The organism is Ruegeria sp. BG3 (assembly GCF_056538485.1).
Map to the genome: position 1 here is coordinate 146,478 of NZ_JBQFTE010000009.1, position 15,301 is coordinate 161,778.

Genomic DNA, 15,301 nt, shown 5'->3' on the forward strand with positions numbered 1-15,301 from the left:
CCTAGCCTTGCACCGCGCCTCTCGCAAGACCCTGACGGTATTGTGTGGGAGGGCCGATCACGTGCGGCCCTCCCTGATATCATTACTTAATGCGCTGACCATTGGCCTTGATCTGACCGTCTTCAGTGAATTCGATTGTCGAATTCAGCGTGTCGGGTTCATCACCCGGAACAGCCATCATGCCCATCATCATACGCGCACCCAAGGCGTCGTTGTCGGACATCAGGCCCATGCCGATCAGCTTGTCGATCAGTGCATTGGCCCCAACCAATTGCAGGTTCGCAACGCCAGTCGGAATGGGCATGCCGAATTCGTCGAGGTTTTCGTTGTCCAACGTGAAATCACCATCCCCGGTCAAGCGCGCGCCAACCATCGAGACCAGCAATTCGTTGATTTTCAGCGAATGCAGCTCGGCAGGGACTTCCCCTTCTTCTTCAAGCGCAGCGGCCTGTTCCGGATCGAAGATGTTCAACAGAACTTTCGCGGTGCCGGTGGTGTCCAGCGCAATGGTGGCAGGATCGCGTGGCAGGTTGCCCGCGGGGTCGAAAATGCTCCAAAGGACGTCAGACATGGTGAAATCGGTCAGGTTCAGGCCGAAGGCAAAGGGCGCGGCCTCCTCCGATTCTTGCACTGGGATGTCTAGGTTCAGGCCCGCCTTAGCCATTGCTATCTCGATCGGGAAGGGCAGGTCACCGGTGGTCACTGCCAGTTTCGCGTCATTCTGTTCAAGGTCATAGGCCACACGTTCGCCATCTACGCTGGCCTCAAGTCGGCCACCTTGCGACGAGCTTGCCATGGTGAATTGCTCACCTTCGCTAACGCCGCTGATGTCTGTCTTGCCCGAGCCATAGGCGACCATGCCGGAAAAGGCGAAGCCTGCGTCATACAGTGCCTGCGGGTCTGCCAGATCAAACCCAGAAGGCAGGACACTGTCGCCGCTGGATGTCAGGCCGTTCAGTACCCCATCAATCAACCCCGATTCCCCGGTTTCAGGGTCTTTGAAGCTGAACTTATAGGCCATTTGGTCGGCGTCGAGCGTCTGCGTGATCTCGCGATTTTCGCCGATCAGCATGCGCGATGTGCCAGCCATACCTGTAAATTCGATACCACCTTCAAGCGCATCTTCAGGAATTGGCTCGTCGCCGCCTTCGATCGAATCCAACACAATCCCGAGGGCTGCCGCCGAGTAGTCATAGGTCATGTCGGACGGATCACCTGACACAACCATTTCCAAATCTGTCTGGCTGTAGGTCAGGTTTGCTGTGAACTTTTCATCTTCAACGCCGCCCGAAATGACCATCGGAAAGCTACCGGGGAAGCCGACGTTGACGGTGCCATCGCCGTTTTCGGTCAACGTGACCTCGGGCATGGTCATCTGGAACTGTCCGTCCTCTTCGGGGAAGTCCATGGACAGGGTCATATCGTTGATGGTCATGACATCGCCAGCACTGCTGGGTTCGCCCTCGACCGTGTAACCTACGGATCGGAAATACTCTTGCCAGTCGTTCCAGACGTCATTTGCAGTCAGGTCGGCATATGCACCTTGAGTTGCGACGGCATAGGCCAGAGCGGCGCCACAGCTGCGGCGGATGAAAACAGACATAAGGTAACCCTTCTTGATCAATTTGCGCGCATGGTCGGGGTTGTGGCAGGCATCGTCAAGGGGGCAAGGGCTGGACCCTTTCCCCGTTTCCGCGTTACGCCTGTAGTCAAAGGTCAGCCCAAGACGTGAGGAGCGTTAAATGCAGGGAAAAACAGTACTCATAACAGGGGCCAGCCGCGGAATCGGTGCCGAGGCCGCGCGCGTGTTTGCCGCAGCAGGGGCGAATGTCGCGCTGGTGGCTCGTAGTCATGATCAAATTGATACGCTTGCGGCTGCGTTGGGCGGCAATGCGATGGCACTGGCCTGCGACGTCAGCGATTTCGCGCAGGTCGAACAAGCGGTGGCCGATTGCGTCGCGCGTTTCGGCGGTTTGGACGTTCTGATCGGCAATGCCGGTGTGATCGAGCCTATCTTTCACCTGTCAAATGCCGATGTCAGCGCCTGGAGTCAGGCCATTGATATCAACCTCAAAGGTGTTTTCTACGGAATGCGTGCCGCTCTGCCAGTGATGCGGGCGGCGGGCGGCGGGACCGTTCTAACCGTTTCTTCAGGCGCAGCCTCGAACCCGGTTGAGGCCTGGAGCCACTATTGCGCCTCGAAAGCCGGGGCCAAGATGCTGACGGAATGTCTGCATCTGGAAGAGGCTCATAACGGCATCCGCGCCATGGGCCTGTCGCCAGGAACAGTGGCAACCGATATGCAGCGTGTCATCAAGGCCAGCGGCATCAACCCCGTCAGCCAGCTGGACTGGGATGTTCACATCCCGGCGGACTGGCCTGCACGGGCATTGCTCTGGATGAGTTCTTCTGACGCCGATGAATACCTGGGGGCCGAAATTTCCCTGCGCCAGGACGACATTCGCCAAAGGATCGGCCTGACGTGATCGAACTGACCAAGGAAGACGGGTTGTGGACCGTCACGATCAACAATCCGGGCAAGGCCAACGCATTGACAGGCGCGATGCTGACTGAGTTGGCCGAAATTTCTGAGGCCGCAACCGAGGCTCGCGCCCTGATCCTGACCGGCGCAGGCAAGGTCTTCAGCGCCGGTGCTGATCTGGAAGAAGCCCGCGCGGGGCTTGCGACCTCGGACGTCTGGGAGCGGTTGTCGGGTTCAATCGCGGCGCTGCCATGCTTGACCGTTGCGGCATTGAACGGAACGCTGGCGGGTGGTGCAAACGGCATGGCGTTGGCCTGCGACCTTCGAATCGCGGTGCCTTCGGCCAAGTTCTTCTATCCGGTGATGAAGCTGGGCTTTTTGCCGCAGCCCTCCGACCCCAAGCGCATGGCCGCACTGATCGGTCCGGCGCGCACCAAGTTGATTCTGATGTCGGGCCAGAAGATCTCGGCTGAGGAGGCGTATGCGTTCGGTCTGGTGGATCGCATCGTCTCGCCTGACGATCTGATGTCGACGGCGCGCGAGCTGGTGGCCGACAGTCTGGCGGCTAAACCAGAGATCGCAACAGGGATTGCAGAACTTTGTCGCTGAGGTTGTCCGCAGTCAGGCTGCGCGTCGCTGATCCGGCTCGTCTGGCCGGGTTCTATCGGGATGTTTTGGGCATGTCCGTGCAGGAAATCGGCGAATCCCGGCGTGTCGGATACGTCGGCGAAGATGCTGATCTGCTGCTGCTACCAGGGGGCAGGGGGTATTCCCACGATCAGGGGCATCGCTACTGGAAGATCGGGATCACTCTGCCCGATGTCGATCTGGCCGCCGAGGCGCTGCGGGCCAAAGGCTATGCTGTCAGCGAGCCGCGCCAGTTCCTCGATATCGGGTATATGGCGCATCTCAGCGACCCCGAAGGCTTTGTGATTGAGCTTTTGCAGCATGATTTTGAAGGCAACCGCCCGGACAATGCCGCCGACCCTGCGGCCCCGTTTACCGGGGCACGAGTGGGGCAGATCACCTTGCGCACAGGGGATATCGCCGCCGAGGATGCATTCTGCCGTGCTCAGGGTATGAAGCTTCTGTCGATGCAGGATGTGGCGGCCTATGGGTTTGACCTGCATTTCTACGCCTTCACGCAAGAGGCTCCGCCCGATCCTGACCTTTGGGCGGTCGAGAATCGCGAATGGCTCTGGAAACGACCCTACACAACGCTCGAGTTCCAGCATGTGCAAGGCGCCCAATTTGCGCCTGTTCCCGACTATCAGGGGATCGAGGTCGAAGGTCTGCCCGCCGCACTTTCGGATGCGTTTGGCGATCCGGTTCTGCCCTTCTGATCAGCGCCCGCGTCGTTTGCCGGGGACTTTCGACCGGAAACCGGGCGGGCGTTTGCGCACCCAGTTCAGAAATTTCTCAAGCCTTGGATGGGCGCGCAGGGCCTCGACCGTGTTGAAGCTGCGCGCCAGCTCTGCCTCGGACAGGGTGGCGTGGACCTCTTTGTGGCAGATCTGGTGCAGCAGAACGGTTGGTCCGCCCTTGCCTCCTTTGAGTTTTGGGATCAGATGATGCAGGCTGCCGCCGCCATCGGGAATGGGGCGGTCGCAAAGCGGGCAGATCGGATCGCTGTTCGTCATGGTTGAGAATGATGCGCCTGCGGGCGGCGAAGGCAAGAGGGCGAAGATGGCGCAGGCAGTGGTGATCGGGGCAGGACCGGCCGGGTTGATGGCGGCCGAGCAGCTTGCCCTTGCCGGTCACTCGGTTCTGGTGGCCGAGGCCAAGCCCTCGGTCGCGCGCAAGTTCCTGATGGCGGGCAAGTCGGGTTTGAATCTGACCAAAGATGAACCTCTTGATACCCTTATCCAATCGTATGATGAAGCCGCAGACTGGCTGCGCCCGATGCTGACCGAGTTTGATGCGCAGGCCGTGCAGGACTGGGCGCGCGACTTAGGACAAGAGCTTTTCACCGGTTCAACGGGCCGTGTTTTTCCGATCGTTATGAAGGCCTCACCTTTGCTGCGCGCATGGCTGGCGCGTCTGGCTGATCGCGGTGTCGAGATCCGAACCCGCTGGCGATGGACCGGGTGGGAGGGCGACGCGCTGGTTTTTGACACCCCGGATGGCCCGCAACGCTTGCAGCCAGACGCAACCGTGCTTGCCATGGGCGGGGCCAGCTGGGCTCGATTGGGCTCAGATGGGGCCTGGGCACCCTGGCTGGCGGCGAGGGGTGTGCAGCTTGCGCCGTTTGCACCCGCAAATGCTGGGCTTTTGGTTGACTGGTCGGATCACATGACCGCGCATTTCGGCACACCGATCAAAGGGGTCGCGCTACAGGCCGGCACCCAGCGCTCACGGGGCGAGGCGGTGATCTCGGCCCGCGGCTTGGAAGGCGGGGGCATCTACTCCATCTGTAAGCCCGTGCGAGAGGGGGCGCCCCTGACGATCGACCTGATGCCTGACTTGTCGCCCACAGAAGTAGCCGCGCGTCTGGCAAAACCGCGCGGCAAGATGAGCCTGTCCAATCACCTGCGCAAAGCGCTGAAACTCGGGCCGGTACGAACCGCGTTGCTTATGGAGTTCGCCCGCCCCCTTCCAACTACACCCGACGACGTGGCGGCGTTGATCAAGGCCCTGCCGGTACACCACGCAGGATTGCGCCCGATGGATGAGGCGATCTCGACCGCCGGAGGCATCACGCGCGCTGCCGTGACCGACGAATTGATGCTGACCGTGATGCCCGGTGTGTTCTGCGCCGGTGAGATGTTGGATTGGGAGGCACCCACCGGCGGATATCTTCTCACCGCCTGTCTGGCGACGGGGCGCTGGGCTGGACGGGCTGCGGCGGACTGGCTGAACCGCTAACGCGACCGGGCCAGCATCGCCAGCCGGATCATTGCGCGTTCGACCAAGGCCATCGCGGGGGCCGTTTGCCCCGCCGAGCGCAGGGACAGGTCGGTATCGGTCAGCACTGTCAGCGCCGTCTGTAGCTTTGGCGCACCCCACCCTTGAGCCTGCCGTAAAATACGGTCGCGTCTTTTGCCGTAGACGGGCGGGCGCAGTTTGCCGATCCCTTGCGCCGCCCCACCGGGGTCGGAAGCGCAAGCGTAAAGCGTACGAAAATGCCGGGTCGCGCCGATACACAGCGTCACCCCATTGGTGCCCTGCGCCTGCAGGCGACGGATCAGCGGGCCTATTTCTCCGGCGCGGCCTTCGGCGACCACGTTCAATACATCATCCAGCGCCGCCTCGGTCGAGCGCGGCGCGCAGGCTTCGATGTCTTCAAGGCTGAGTTCGCTATCGTCGCCGCGTTTATACAGCGACAGCTTCTCGACCGTTTGGGTGAAATCGCCGGGGCTGAGGCTGACCGCCAACTCTCCCAGCGCCGACATCGCGTCGCGCGGGATGTTCTGCAAACCGGCTTGTGTCAGGATCCGTTCAACCTCGGCCCGAGAGGGCGGATCGTCGTAAATGCCCACCGCATAGGCCGCCGGATGCGATTCGAAGGCCTTGCGGATTTTCGAACTGGCTTTCAGCTGGCCCGCCGTCACGATGATCTGAGCATCACCGGGGGCCCAATCCTCAAGCGCAGCAAGGATCGAGGGTGCGGCGGTATCGGTTGCCTCTTCCACGAACACCGCGCGGGGGCCGGGGAAAAAACCAACCGCTTTGACCGCATCCAGCAATAGCGCCGGGTCGCCGCGCAGATCGCTGCCAGGCATCCGGGTCAGACGCATCTCTTCTTCGGCATTTGCCCCAAGCAAGGCGGTCAGAACCTGTTGGCGCTTCAAAGCCACGCGCATGGTGTCGGCGCCGTAGATCAGCAACCCGGTTTTGTCCGCGTCCGGTCTGGCAAAATACCCGTCAGCCTCGCGCGGGCTCAACTTCATGAGGTCAGGCCCGGAGTCGCATAGAGGCGATTGACGATCTGGTCGGACAGAATCACCATCAGGCGCTCACGGGCGTCGCGCTCATCCGCAAGGGTGGAAACTGTCGAGCCTGCCGCGGAATAGCCCACGAAATCCGTAACTTCGCCCGAGGCCAGAATCTGCCCTGTCTCATTCGATTTTAGCGTGTATTCCGCACGCCCGTCGATGGACAAGCGGTTGATTTCGTTTGTGGTCGTGATCGCGGCGGCCTGGGTGGAGGTTTCAACACGGACATCCAGATGGTAGGCATTGCCTGAGGTCGCGCTGCGCCCTAGCTTTTGTTCGAGGTTTTGAACCAGTAGGTAACTCTCGACCGTGTTCGGGGCCGATACCTCAACCTTGCCAAAGAGTTCCGACCCCGCCCCACCGGGCGCATAGATCGGTTCAAACCCGCAGGCGGCCCCAAGAAAACAGGCAGCCAGCGGGGCAAACAAGAAACTTCTGCGGTTAAACGACGACATTCACGATCCGGCCCGGGACAACAATCACCTTCTTCGGCGCGGCTCCCTCCAACGCCTTTTGCACAGCTTCGGTGTTGAGCGCGATTTTTTCAACCTCATCCTTGGGCATATCCTTGGGAACGCTGATTTCCGCGCGGCGTTTGCCGTTGATCTGGATCGGCAGGGTGATGGTGTCATCAACCAGCATCGCCTCATCCGCGACCGGCCAAGCAGCTGTTGCCACAAGACCCTCACCACCCAGCAGCTGCCAGAGTTCCTCGGACAGGTGTGGGGTCATCGGCGACATCAACTGCGCCAAAGTCTTAGCGGCTTCGCGCTTGGCCTCGGTTCCCGCTTTCGACTTCGCCAGAGTATTGGTGAAGGCATAAAGCTTGGCAATCGAGGCGTTGAAGCCAAAGGATTCGACTCCACCCGAAACATCATGGATCGCTTTGTGCATCTCGCGCAGCAGGGTTTCGTCTTCGCCATTGGACGGTACGTCCGACTTGGCGATCTCGGAGGCGATGCGATGGACACGGCTGAGGTGCTTGAACGCGGCCTCAGCGCCGGAGGCTGTCCATTCCACATCCCGCTCGGGCGGCGAATCGGACAGGACGAACCAACGGGCGGTATCTGCGCCGAAGGCCGAGATGATGCTGACCGGGTCCACAACGTTTTTCTTGGATTTAGACATTTTGGCCGAAGGGATGATTTCGACCTCGGTGCCATCCGCCAATTTGCCGTCGGTCACGTCCTCGGGCAGGTGATAGACCGGGCGGCCATTGGCGTCGCGCGTCTGGTAGATCTCATGCGTTACCATGCCCTGAGTGAACAGTGCATTGAACGGCTCGATGGCCTTTTTCGGTAGGTGGCCGGTGATCTGCATCGCCCGTGCGAAGAAGCGCGAATAGAGCAGGTGCAGAATGGCATGCTCAATGCCGCCAATATACTGGTCGACATTCATCCAGTACTCGGCTTCTGCCAGATCGGTCGGGGTTTCCGCGCGTGGGGCGGTGAAGCGCGCGTAGTACCAAGACGAATCGACGAACGTGTCCATCGTATCGGTTTCACGCTTGGCCGGAGCGCCACAGGACGGGCAGGGCGTATCCCGCCAGCTGGGGTGGCGGTCCAGCGGATTGCCGGGGATTGAGAAGTCGATGGGTTTGCCGTTGCCGTCATCATAGGGCAGCTCGATCGGCAGATTCTCTTTCTTCTCGGGCACCGTGCCGCATTTTTCGCAGTGAACCACGGGAATCGGGCAGCCCCAGTAGCGCTGGCGGCTAAGACCCCAGTCGCGCAGGCGGAATTTGGTGACGCCTTCGCCCCAACCGGCCTTTTCTGCGAAATCGACGGTAACGTTGATGGCCTCTTCGCCGGTTGCCTCGGTCAAGCCCGCGAAATGGTTCACCCAGCGGACTTTCTCGGTTTTTGGTGGAACGAAAGCGAGCTTGTCGACCGGAGACTCATCGTCCAGCGCAAAGAACGTATCGACCACGGGCAGGCCGTATTTGCGGCAGAAATCCAGATCGCGCTGGTCATGGGCCGGGCAGGCGAAAATCGCGCCGGTGCCGTAGTCCATAAGGATGAAGTTCGCGATCCAGACCGGCAGTTCCCAATTCGGATCCAGCGGATGCTTGACCTTGATGCCAGTGTCATAGCCCAGCTTCTCGGCGGTCTCGATGGCTTCTTCGGTGGTGCCACCTTTGCGGCATTCAGCAACGAATTCAGCGACTTCTGGGTTTTCAGCCTCAAGCTGTTTGGCAATCGGGTGATCTGGCGAGATGCCGACAAAAGACGCGCCTAGCAGGGTGTCGGGGCGAGTCGTGTAGACGGTGATCGGCTCACCTCCATCGGTGCGTTCAAAGCCAAATTGCAGGCCACGCGACTTGCCGATCCAGTTCTCCTGCATCAGTCGGACTTTGGCGGGCCAGTTTTCAAGCGTGTCCAAGGCGTCCAGCAGCTCCTCGGAATAGTCCGAGATCTTGAAGAACCATTGCGTCAGTTCACGGCGTTCGACCAAGGCGCCCGAGCGCCAGCCGCGTCCGTTTTCGACCTGCTCGTTGGCCAGAACGGTCATATCGACCGGGTCCCAGTTCACAACGGCGTTTTTGCGATAAACCAGACCAGCTTCGAGCATATCGAGGAAAAGTGCTTGTTGCTGGCCATAATATTCCGGGTCACAGGTGGCGAATTCGCGAGACCAGTCGATCGACAGGCCCAGAGGCTTCATCTGCCCGCGCATGTCGGCGATGTTGCCGTAGGTCCAGTCTTTGGGGTGGCCGCCAATCGCCATCGCGGCGTTTTCTGCCGGCATCCCGAACGCGTCCCATCCCATCGGGTGCAAGACGTTATGGCCGGTCGCCAGCTTGTGCCGCGCGATCACGTCGCCCATCGTGTAGTTGCGCACATGTCCCATATGGATTCGGCCAGAGGGGTAGGGGAACATCTCAAGCACGTAGTATTTCGGCTTGTCCGCCTTGTGGTCGGCGGTGAAGATTCCGGCCTTGTCCCAGGCCTCTTGCCATTTTGCTTCGATTTCACTGGCCGAGTAGCGCGACATCATGCGGTCCTTCGTAACTGAAAACGCCGGGTAGGAACCCGGCGTGGTCTTTAGAGCGATTTTGATCGGGTTGCTAGAACTTGTTGTCTGCAATCCGTAGCTGTCTTGCGCGCGAGAGGATTGCATCCTCGACCGCGCGGGTGGTTGCGGCGCTGACCGGAGAGCCCCCGCTGGACTGCAGCGCAACCGAAAGGGACCGCGCGGCAAGCGCCGGGTCACTTATATGCACGGTGGCGCGATACTGCCGCCCACCGCCCGGAGGGGTGCCGTAACCCGTTACGATTACACCTGTAAAGGGATCAACCTCTTGCACGGGCAGGAAATTCAGAACATCCAGCGACGCCGCCCATAGGTAACGGTTCACGTTTGTAGTCTGCTCGGCATTGTTAGGGCCGAAGATATCCCAGATTGACGTACGTTCAGGATCATCCAGCTCGCGCTCATCGGTGCGGGTGCTGTTGGAAGTAAGTAGGTCGGGGTTCGTAACGGCGCTGCGATTCTGTCCGCACGCTGCAAGAGTGGCAGTCAGAAAGATCAAACCCAAAGTCGTCGGCAAGCGCATCGTTGGTCGGTCCTGTTTCGCTATATTTGCGGTCATTGGAAGCTACTCCTAGCCAAGGACCCTTTGCGCAACAAGCCTATTCTTATCAAATCCCACTATATCCGCGTGACAGGGCGGCGATCAGGACTGTGGCATCCTTGCACCAATCCAACTTCAATGCGGTCCTGTTATTTAGGCCAACCTTGCGCAAAGGGGGGGAAAAGAGCGAAACGATGTCCGTGCTGAGACATATGCTTTGCATGTGTCGAGTAGATAAACTTTTTGAAACCGAGGGAAACAAGATGAAAAAAGTTCTCTTCGCAACGACGGCGCTGGTAGCGACCGCAGGCGTTGCAGCAGCTGAAGTTAACTTCAGCGGTTACGGCCGGTTCGGCCTGGGTTACCAGGAAGACCGTACGCAAACCACCACCCTGACCGATGCTGGCGCCGACGGCGTTCCGGGTACTTCCGATGATGTGTCGTATGCAGGTACGACTGAGTCTGACGACGTTATCCTGGTTTCGCGCTTCCGTCTGAACATTGACGGCATCGCAGAAACCGATGGCGGCGTTCGCTTCGAAGGCCGTATTCGTGTACAGGCTGACGACGACGGCCAAGGTGAAGCTGGTCAGGCTCAGCTGAACGGTGCACGTTACTCGGTCATCTTCGGTGGTCTGCGTGTTGACGCTGGCAACATCGCCGGTTCGTTCGACAACCTTGCAAACTACTACGGCTACGAAGTAGGTCTGGAAACATTCCTGGGTCAGTACTCGGGTGTTGACTACAGCTTCGCGACCTACAGCTCGACCGGTGCGGGCGTAAACGGCGTGTTCTTCCAGTACGCTGTTGGTGACTTCGCATTCGGCGCGTCGTATGACCAAGCTGCAACCATCACCGCAAGCAACCCTGTTGCTCCGGTTCCGCCAGCAACCGTCGGTACACTTGATCTGGTTGAAACAGATGGAGACCGTTGGGACATCAGCGCGACCTACACCTTCAACAACATCACTGCTGCTCTGGCCTACGGTCAGACCGACGGTGGTTCGGGCGACGACCCAAGCCTGACCGTTCTGACCTTGGGTGGTGAGTTTGGTGACTTCGCAGGTACTCTGTTTGTTGCAGACGATAACACCGAAGTAGATGCCACCGACGGCACTGCATACGGTCTGTCGATCGCCTACAACGTTGGCGCTGCGACCACCATCCAGTTCGTCTACGGTGACGGTTCGGCTGATGGCGATACCCGCAACGTTGGTATCGGCGCTCACTACGACCTGGGTGGCGGTGTATCGCTGCGCGGTGGTATCGGCCAAATCAAAGAAGGTGAAGCAGACAGCTTTGTCCGCGCCGACTTTGGTGCCCAGTTCAACTTCTAAGTTGATCTGAACCACATGGTTCTGGGGCGGGTCTTCGGACCCGCCCTTTTCTTTTGCGCCGACTTGGTGTTTGTCTCGCTGCAAACCAGATTTAAGGATCGCTATGTCGCTGTCAGAGATTTCCGCCCGTATCGCAAAAGCCGAAGCCAAAGCCGGGCGGGCTGCTGGGACGGTGAAGCTGATCGCCGTATCCAAGGTGCAGCCAAATGAGCGTGTGCAGGATGTGCTGGAAAAGGGTCATCGGTGCTTTGGCGAGAACCGCGTGCAGGAGGCCGCCGGTAAATGGCCCGCGTTCAAGGAGCAATTCGCCGGAATTGATCTGCATTTGATCGGCCCTTTGCAAACCAACAAAGCCCGCCAAGCGATGGAGCTTTGCGATGCTATCCACTCGGTCGATCGCCCGAAGCTGGCGAAAACTCTGGCTCGGTTGGCACAAGAGCTGGGGTCTTGTCCGGACCTGTTCATCCAGGTCAATACGGGGGAAGAGGAACAGAAGGCCGGTATCCTCCCTGCCGATGCGGATGGGTTCATTGCAGAATGCCGGGCGCTGGACCTGCCCATACGTGGTCTGATGTGCATCCCGCCGGTCGAGGAAGAACCCGCGCTGCATTTTGCCTTGCTGGCGAAGATTGCCGACCGCAACGGCCTCCAGGGTCTTTCGATGGGCATGAGCGGCGATTTCGAACAGGCGATAGCGCTGGGGGCTACCCACGTGCGCGTTGGCTCGGCGATCTTTGGCGAACGGGTCAGACCTCAGGAATGATCAGGCGCGTGCCGGGTGTGATCCGCTCGGCTATCCAGCGCAGGTGGTCGCGGCGGAAAGCGACACAACCCTCGGTCGGATAACCCGGTCTCCGCCATTGGTGCAGGAAGATGGCAGAGCCTTTGCCCGGCACTGCACTCGGACAGTTCCAATCGGTCAACAGCACCAGATCGTAGAGAGGGTCCGCGCGGCGCAGCCGTTCATGGCTGAACGGATAGGGGGCAGTGACCAGTTGGTTGTAGCGATTGTCGTTCGAATCATCCGACCACAGGTCTTGCGGGCCGATCGGAATAGCCCATGACGTGGGGGCCGAGATCCGATCCGCGCGGTAGAGCATGCCGACAATGCGATGAACACCGACTGGCGTGGCGCCATCGCCTTCGCGTTTAGTGCTACTTCGCCCGCCTTTCCCTATCGAGCAGGGAAAGGACCGCCCCCGGAACCGAATGCCCCGTGGGGTCAACACCAAGTCTGCGGGCGTCACAGCAAATGCCCGGATTTCGCGGCCTTGGTCTCAAGATAACCTCGGTTATGAGCGGTTTCCCCGACTTTCAGCGGAACCCGCTCGGCGACGGCGATCCCTGTCCGCTCCATCATGGCGATCTTCGCGGGATTGTTGGTCAGCAACCGTACCGAGCTGAAGCCCAGCGATTTCAGAATATCCGACCCGAGGCGGAAATCGCGCTCATCATCTTCAAATCCAAGGCGATGGTTGGCTTCGACGGTGTCAAAGCCCTGATCCTGCAGGAAATAAGCGCGCATCTTGTTGGCCAGACCGATTCCGCGCCCTTCCTGATTTAGATAGAGCAACACTCCGGCGCCCTCGGCTCCCATCTGAGCCAGTGCGCCGCGCAGCTGAGGGCCGCAGTCGCATTTCAGACTACCCATGATGTCGCCTGTAAAACACGCCGAATGAAGCCGAGCCAAGACGGGCTTGCTGCGATCCGGTCGTCCGACCTCGACCGCGTAATGCTCCTCCCCGCCGTCTTCGGGGCGGAAAACGTGCAACCGACCGGCCTCGGACACTTCCATCGGCAAGCGCGCGGCGACAACGGGGTGCAGGGCGCTGCGATCTGCAAGATGCGGCGCGGCGCGGGTGTGATCGATGCAGGTCAACCCGTGGGTCGCCACGAAATTACGACCGTCTTCGACCGGCAGCACCACGGCGGCAGGCAGCAATCGGGCCGATTTGGCCAGCGCGATAGCAATGCGGTGCAGATTGGCATTGCCTTGCCTCTCGGTCATCAGGGGGCCTTTCATCGGCGCATTCAGATCGTCCGATGGGTCCGCCACGGCCTGAACCCATGCCATGTCTGCATCTGCAGGGATCAACACCCGCGCCAGATCGCCATCGTAAGCGCGCGCTTTCAGCGTTTCCGCCCGTCGCCCGGTGATGGCCACAACAGGTGCCCCACCCAAACTGCGCAGATCGGCCAGTCTCTGGGGCGTGATCGTTTCGGCCGAGATGGCCAGAACGCTGCCGCCATTGTCATCCACCAGCACGATTGGCACGCCCATCCGCAGGTCAGCCCGCGCGCGCGCCAGCAATTCGGTGATATCGGGGATGAGACTCATCTATGTTACCCTATAACGTTCGACCCTTTTCCTAGCGCTTTCGGCTGGAATTGTGAAACATTTCCGCTGCGTCTGACACGAAGGCGTGAGACGGTTGCAGTAAATCTTGTTGATTGCATATTCCACACGCAAGTGATGGGAAAGGCTTTGGAGGACCCAAGAATGGCTCAGCTCAAGAAAATCCTGTTGGTGGATGATGACGAGGATCTGCGCGAGGCGCTCAGCGAGCAACTTGTGATGACCGAGGATTTCGACGTGTTCGAAGCCTCGGACGGAGCGTCCGCGATGGAGCGCGCGCGCGAAGCGATCTATGACCTCGTGATTCTGGATGTGGGTCTTCCCGACACGGACGGTCGCGAGCTGTGCCGCCTGATGCGCAAGCAGGGTGTTAAAAGCCCGATCCTGATGCTGACGGGCCATGACAGCGATGCCGACACGATCCTGGGTCTCGATGCCGGTGCCAATGACTATGTCCCCAAGCCGTTTAAATTCCCGGTTTTGTTGGCGCGCATCCGCGCGCAGTTGCGCCAGCACGAGCAATCCGAAGACGCCGTATTTGTGCTTGGCCCCTACACGTTCAAGCCTGCAATGAAGATGTTGATTACCGAGGAAGACCGAAAAATCCGTCTCACCGAGAAGGAAACCAACATCCTAAAGTTCCTCTACCGCTCGACCGATGGCGTGGTGGCGCGGGATGTCCTGCTGCATGAGGTCTGGGGCTACAACGCGGGTGTTACGACTCACACACTGGAGACGCACATTTACCGCCTGCGTCAGAAAATCGAGCCTGATCCGTCAAATGCTCGCCTTTTGGTCACAGAGTCAGGTGGATATCGACTGGTATCTTGATCCGAGGTGGATTGATTTGGATCAAAGTGATACCCTGAAGTCATAATTAGGTTACTCCCAACCCGTGCATGTCCGGGTAATGACATGTACCTCCCTGTTGGACTGCCGGGCCAGATGGCCCGGCTTTTTTCGTTGGGCGCCTTCGCAATCGCTCATACCCAGGTTGCGGGCTGCCTATCACTACACGCTCAATAAATGCTTGTTTCACTCGGCAAGATGCGTCTCTTGAACCAGCGCCTGAGTTATAGGTCATTTCGTGGCCTACGCATTTCGGGGTTGCGCCAAGGTCGATGGGATGTCATTTGTTCCCGATATGTTCCATTTATATTTCGTGAGGTATACTATGTCCCTTAATTACGTGATGATCGGTTCAAACGATGTGGCAAAGGCGAGGGAATACTTTGATGCCGTCCTGCCCCTGATTGGTGGAACGGTGGTCATGGAACTCATGCCCCATGGATTTTGCTATGGTCTGCGCGGTGGTGGGCGGATTTGGGTCACGCCGCCGTACAACAAGGAAGCAGCAACGCCTGGCAATGGAAATATGGTCGGTTTGCTGTGCGATAGTGAGGCTGAAGTACAGGCAGCCCATGCGGCGGCACTCTCTGCTGGCGGAACCAGTGAAGGGGAGCCGGGCCCACGCCCGCAATATGGCCCTGACTTCTACGGAGCTTATGTCCGGGATCTTGATGGCAACAAAATGAGTTTCGTCTATTTCGGCGACGTGGATTGATCGCAGCAAAAGCACGTATCACCCGCATATCGGTCATTGACGAACCCTAACCG

16 protein-coding genes are annotated in these 15,301 nt (G+C 59.5%); 8 read left to right on the top strand and 8 right to left on the bottom strand.

What is annotated here, in order from left to right:
* Nucleotides 1–82 precede the first annotated feature (82 nt).
* Nucleotides 83–1,603, bottom strand: coding sequence for a DUF2125 domain-containing protein (locus ACR0AI_RS15255; RefSeq protein WP_170638223.1), 1,521 nt, complete (start codon nt 1,601–1,603; stop codon nt 83–85).
* A gap of 139 nt (nt 1,604–1,742) precedes the next feature.
* On the opposite strand from ACR0AI_RS15255, the gene ACR0AI_RS15260 reads away from it, so the two are divergent.
* Genes ACR0AI_RS15260 through ACR0AI_RS15270 form a run of 3 tightly spaced genes read left to right on the top strand, consistent with a single transcriptional unit; the run spans nt 1,743 to nt 3,825 of the window.
* Entirely contained in the window at nt 1,743–2,486 is a 744-nt protein-coding gene (locus ACR0AI_RS15260) for an SDR family oxidoreductase (RefSeq protein ID WP_170638225.1), read from the top strand.
* Nucleotides 2,483–3,091 (top strand): enoyl-CoA hydratase/isomerase family protein, encoded by a 609-nt coding sequence (locus tag ACR0AI_RS15265; protein WP_480675231.1) that lies wholly within the window; start codon nt 2,483–2,485, stop codon nt 3,089–3,091. The genes ACR0AI_RS15260 and ACR0AI_RS15265 overlap by 4 nt, the downstream gene beginning before the upstream one ends.
* The gene (locus ACR0AI_RS15270) at nt 3,082–3,825 is read left to right on the top strand and encodes a VOC family protein (RefSeq protein ID WP_480701383.1); all 744 of its coding nucleotides are present in this window, start codon (nt 3,082–3,084) and stop codon (nt 3,823–3,825) included. The genes ACR0AI_RS15265 and ACR0AI_RS15270 overlap by 10 nt, the downstream gene beginning before the upstream one ends.
* Here the strand turns inward: ACR0AI_RS15270 and ACR0AI_RS15275 are convergent, their stop codons facing one another.
* Nucleotides 3,826–4,122: an HNH endonuclease gene (locus ACR0AI_RS15275; RefSeq protein WP_170483195.1), complete on the bottom strand. Its 297-nt coding sequence runs from the start codon at nt 4,120–4,122 to the stop codon at nt 3,826–3,828.
* A gap of 46 nt (nt 4,123–4,168) precedes the next feature.
* On the opposite strand from ACR0AI_RS15275, the gene ACR0AI_RS15280 reads away from it, so the two are divergent.
* Nucleotides 4,169–5,347, top strand: a complete 1,179-nt coding sequence (locus ACR0AI_RS15280; RefSeq protein ID WP_480675435.1) for a TIGR03862 family flavoprotein — start codon at nt 4,169–4,171, stop codon at nt 5,345–5,347.
* Here ACR0AI_RS15280 and holA read toward each other — a convergent pair.
* From holA to ACR0AI_RS15300, 4 genes are all read right to left on the bottom strand, one after another.
* A complete protein-coding gene (gene holA / locus ACR0AI_RS15285) occupies nt 5,344–6,372 on the bottom strand; it encodes a DNA polymerase III subunit delta (RefSeq protein ID WP_170638231.1) in 1,029 nt (342 codons plus the stop codon). The two genes, ACR0AI_RS15280 and holA, sit on opposite strands and share 4 nt — an antisense overlap.
* Nucleotides 6,369–6,872 (bottom strand): LPS assembly lipoprotein LptE, encoded by a 504-nt coding sequence (lptE, locus tag ACR0AI_RS15290; protein WP_480675226.1) that lies wholly within the window; start codon nt 6,870–6,872, stop codon nt 6,369–6,371. Before lptE ends, holA begins: the two co-directional genes overlap by 4 nt.
* Nucleotides 6,859–9,411, bottom strand: a complete 2,553-nt coding sequence (gene leuS, locus ACR0AI_RS15295) for a leucine--tRNA ligase (protein WP_480675224.1) — start codon at nt 9,409–9,411, stop codon at nt 6,859–6,861. The genes lptE and leuS overlap by 14 nt, the downstream gene beginning before the upstream one ends.
* A gap of 73 nt (nt 9,412–9,484) precedes the next feature.
* Nucleotides 9,485–9,973 (bottom strand): DUF3576 domain-containing protein, encoded by a 489-nt coding sequence (locus ACR0AI_RS15300; RefSeq protein ID WP_170376039.1) that lies wholly within the window; start codon nt 9,971–9,973, stop codon nt 9,485–9,487.
* A 281-nt stretch (nt 9,974–10,254) separates the two neighbouring features.
* On the opposite strand from ACR0AI_RS15300, the gene ACR0AI_RS15305 reads away from it, so the two are divergent.
* Together ACR0AI_RS15305 and ACR0AI_RS15310 are read left to right on the top strand one after the other, a co-directional pair.
* Nucleotides 10,255–11,328: a porin gene (locus tag ACR0AI_RS15305; RefSeq protein WP_480675222.1), complete on the top strand. Its 1,074-nt coding sequence runs from the start codon at nt 10,255–10,257 to the stop codon at nt 11,326–11,328.
* Between the two features lie 103 nt (nt 11,329–11,431).
* Complete coding sequence (locus tag ACR0AI_RS15310) at nt 11,432–12,091, top strand: YggS family pyridoxal phosphate-dependent enzyme (protein ID WP_480675220.1); 660 nt, start codon at nt 11,432–11,434, stop codon at nt 12,089–12,091.
* On the opposite strand, the gene ACR0AI_RS15315 is transcribed toward ACR0AI_RS15310, so the two are convergent.
* Nucleotides 12,075–12,575 carry a L,D-transpeptidase family protein gene (locus ACR0AI_RS15315; protein ID WP_480675218.1) on the bottom strand — a complete coding sequence of 167 codons (501 nt, stop codon included), beginning with the start codon at nt 12,573–12,575 and terminating at the stop codon, nt 12,075–12,077. The genes ACR0AI_RS15310 and ACR0AI_RS15315 overlap by 17 nt on opposite strands.
* The gene (gene ribA, locus ACR0AI_RS15320) at nt 12,572–13,666 is read right to left on the bottom strand and encodes a GTP cyclohydrolase II (RefSeq protein WP_170460072.1); all 1,095 of its coding nucleotides are present in this window, start codon (nt 13,664–13,666) and stop codon (nt 12,572–12,574) included. Before ribA ends, ACR0AI_RS15315 begins: the two co-directional genes overlap by 4 nt.
* Before the next feature lie 162 nt (nt 13,667–13,828).
* Here ribA and ACR0AI_RS15325 point away from each other — a divergent pair, with 162 nt between their 5' ends.
* Nucleotides 13,829–14,515: a response regulator transcription factor gene (locus ACR0AI_RS15325; RefSeq protein ID WP_170375588.1), complete on the top strand. Its 687-nt coding sequence runs from the start codon at nt 13,829–13,831 to the stop codon at nt 14,513–14,515.
* A 343-nt stretch (nt 14,516–14,858) separates the two neighbouring features.
* Entirely contained in the window at nt 14,859–15,248 is a 390-nt protein-coding gene (locus ACR0AI_RS15330; RefSeq protein ID WP_480675216.1) for a VOC family protein, read from the top strand.
* Nucleotides 15,249–15,301 lie beyond the last annotated feature (53 nt).

Excerpts from the sequence above, each read along its gene's own strand:
- ACR0AI_RS15255 (WP_170638223.1), bottom strand. The coding sequence starts at position 1,603 with ATGTCTGTTTTCATCCGCCGCAGCTGTGGCGCCGCTCTGGCCTATGCC.
- ACR0AI_RS15260 (WP_170638225.1), top strand. The coding sequence starts at position 1,743 with ATGCAGGGAAAAACAGTACTCATAACAGGGGCCAGCCGCGGAATCGGT.
- ACR0AI_RS15275 (WP_170483195.1), bottom strand. The coding sequence starts at position 4,122 with ATGACGAACAGCGATCCGATCTGCCCGCTTTGCGACCGCCCCATTCCC.
- ACR0AI_RS15280 (WP_480675435.1), top strand. The coding sequence starts at position 4,169 with ATGGCGCAGGCAGTGGTGATCGGGGCAGGACCGGCCGGGTTGATGGCG.
- holA (WP_170638231.1), bottom strand. The coding sequence starts at position 6,372 with ATGAAGTTGAGCCCGCGCGAGGCTGACGGGTATTTTGCCAGACCGGAC.
- lptE (WP_480675226.1), bottom strand. The coding sequence starts at position 6,872 with ATGTCGTCGTTTAACCGCAGAAGTTTCTTGTTTGCCCCGCTGGCTGCC.
- leuS (WP_480675224.1), bottom strand. The coding sequence starts at position 9,411 with ATGTCGCGCTACTCGGCCAGTGAAATCGAAGCAAAATGGCAAGAGGCC.
- ACR0AI_RS15300 (WP_170376039.1), bottom strand. The coding sequence starts at position 9,973 with ATGCGCTTGCCGACGACTTTGGGTTTGATCTTTCTGACTGCCACTCTT.
- ACR0AI_RS15305 (WP_480675222.1), top strand. The coding sequence starts at position 10,255 with ATGAAAAAAGTTCTCTTCGCAACGACGGCGCTGGTAGCGACCGCAGGC.
- ACR0AI_RS15310 (WP_480675220.1), top strand. The coding sequence starts at position 11,432 with ATGTCGCTGTCAGAGATTTCCGCCCGTATCGCAAAAGCCGAAGCCAAA.
- ribA (WP_170460072.1), bottom strand. The coding sequence starts at position 13,666 with ATGAGTCTCATCCCCGATATCACCGAATTGCTGGCGCGCGCGCGGGCT.
- ACR0AI_RS15325 (WP_170375588.1), top strand. The coding sequence starts at position 13,829 with ATGGCTCAGCTCAAGAAAATCCTGTTGGTGGATGATGACGAGGATCTG.
- ACR0AI_RS15330 (WP_480675216.1), top strand. The coding sequence starts at position 14,859 with ATGTCCCTTAATTACGTGATGATCGGTTCAAACGATGTGGCAAAGGCG.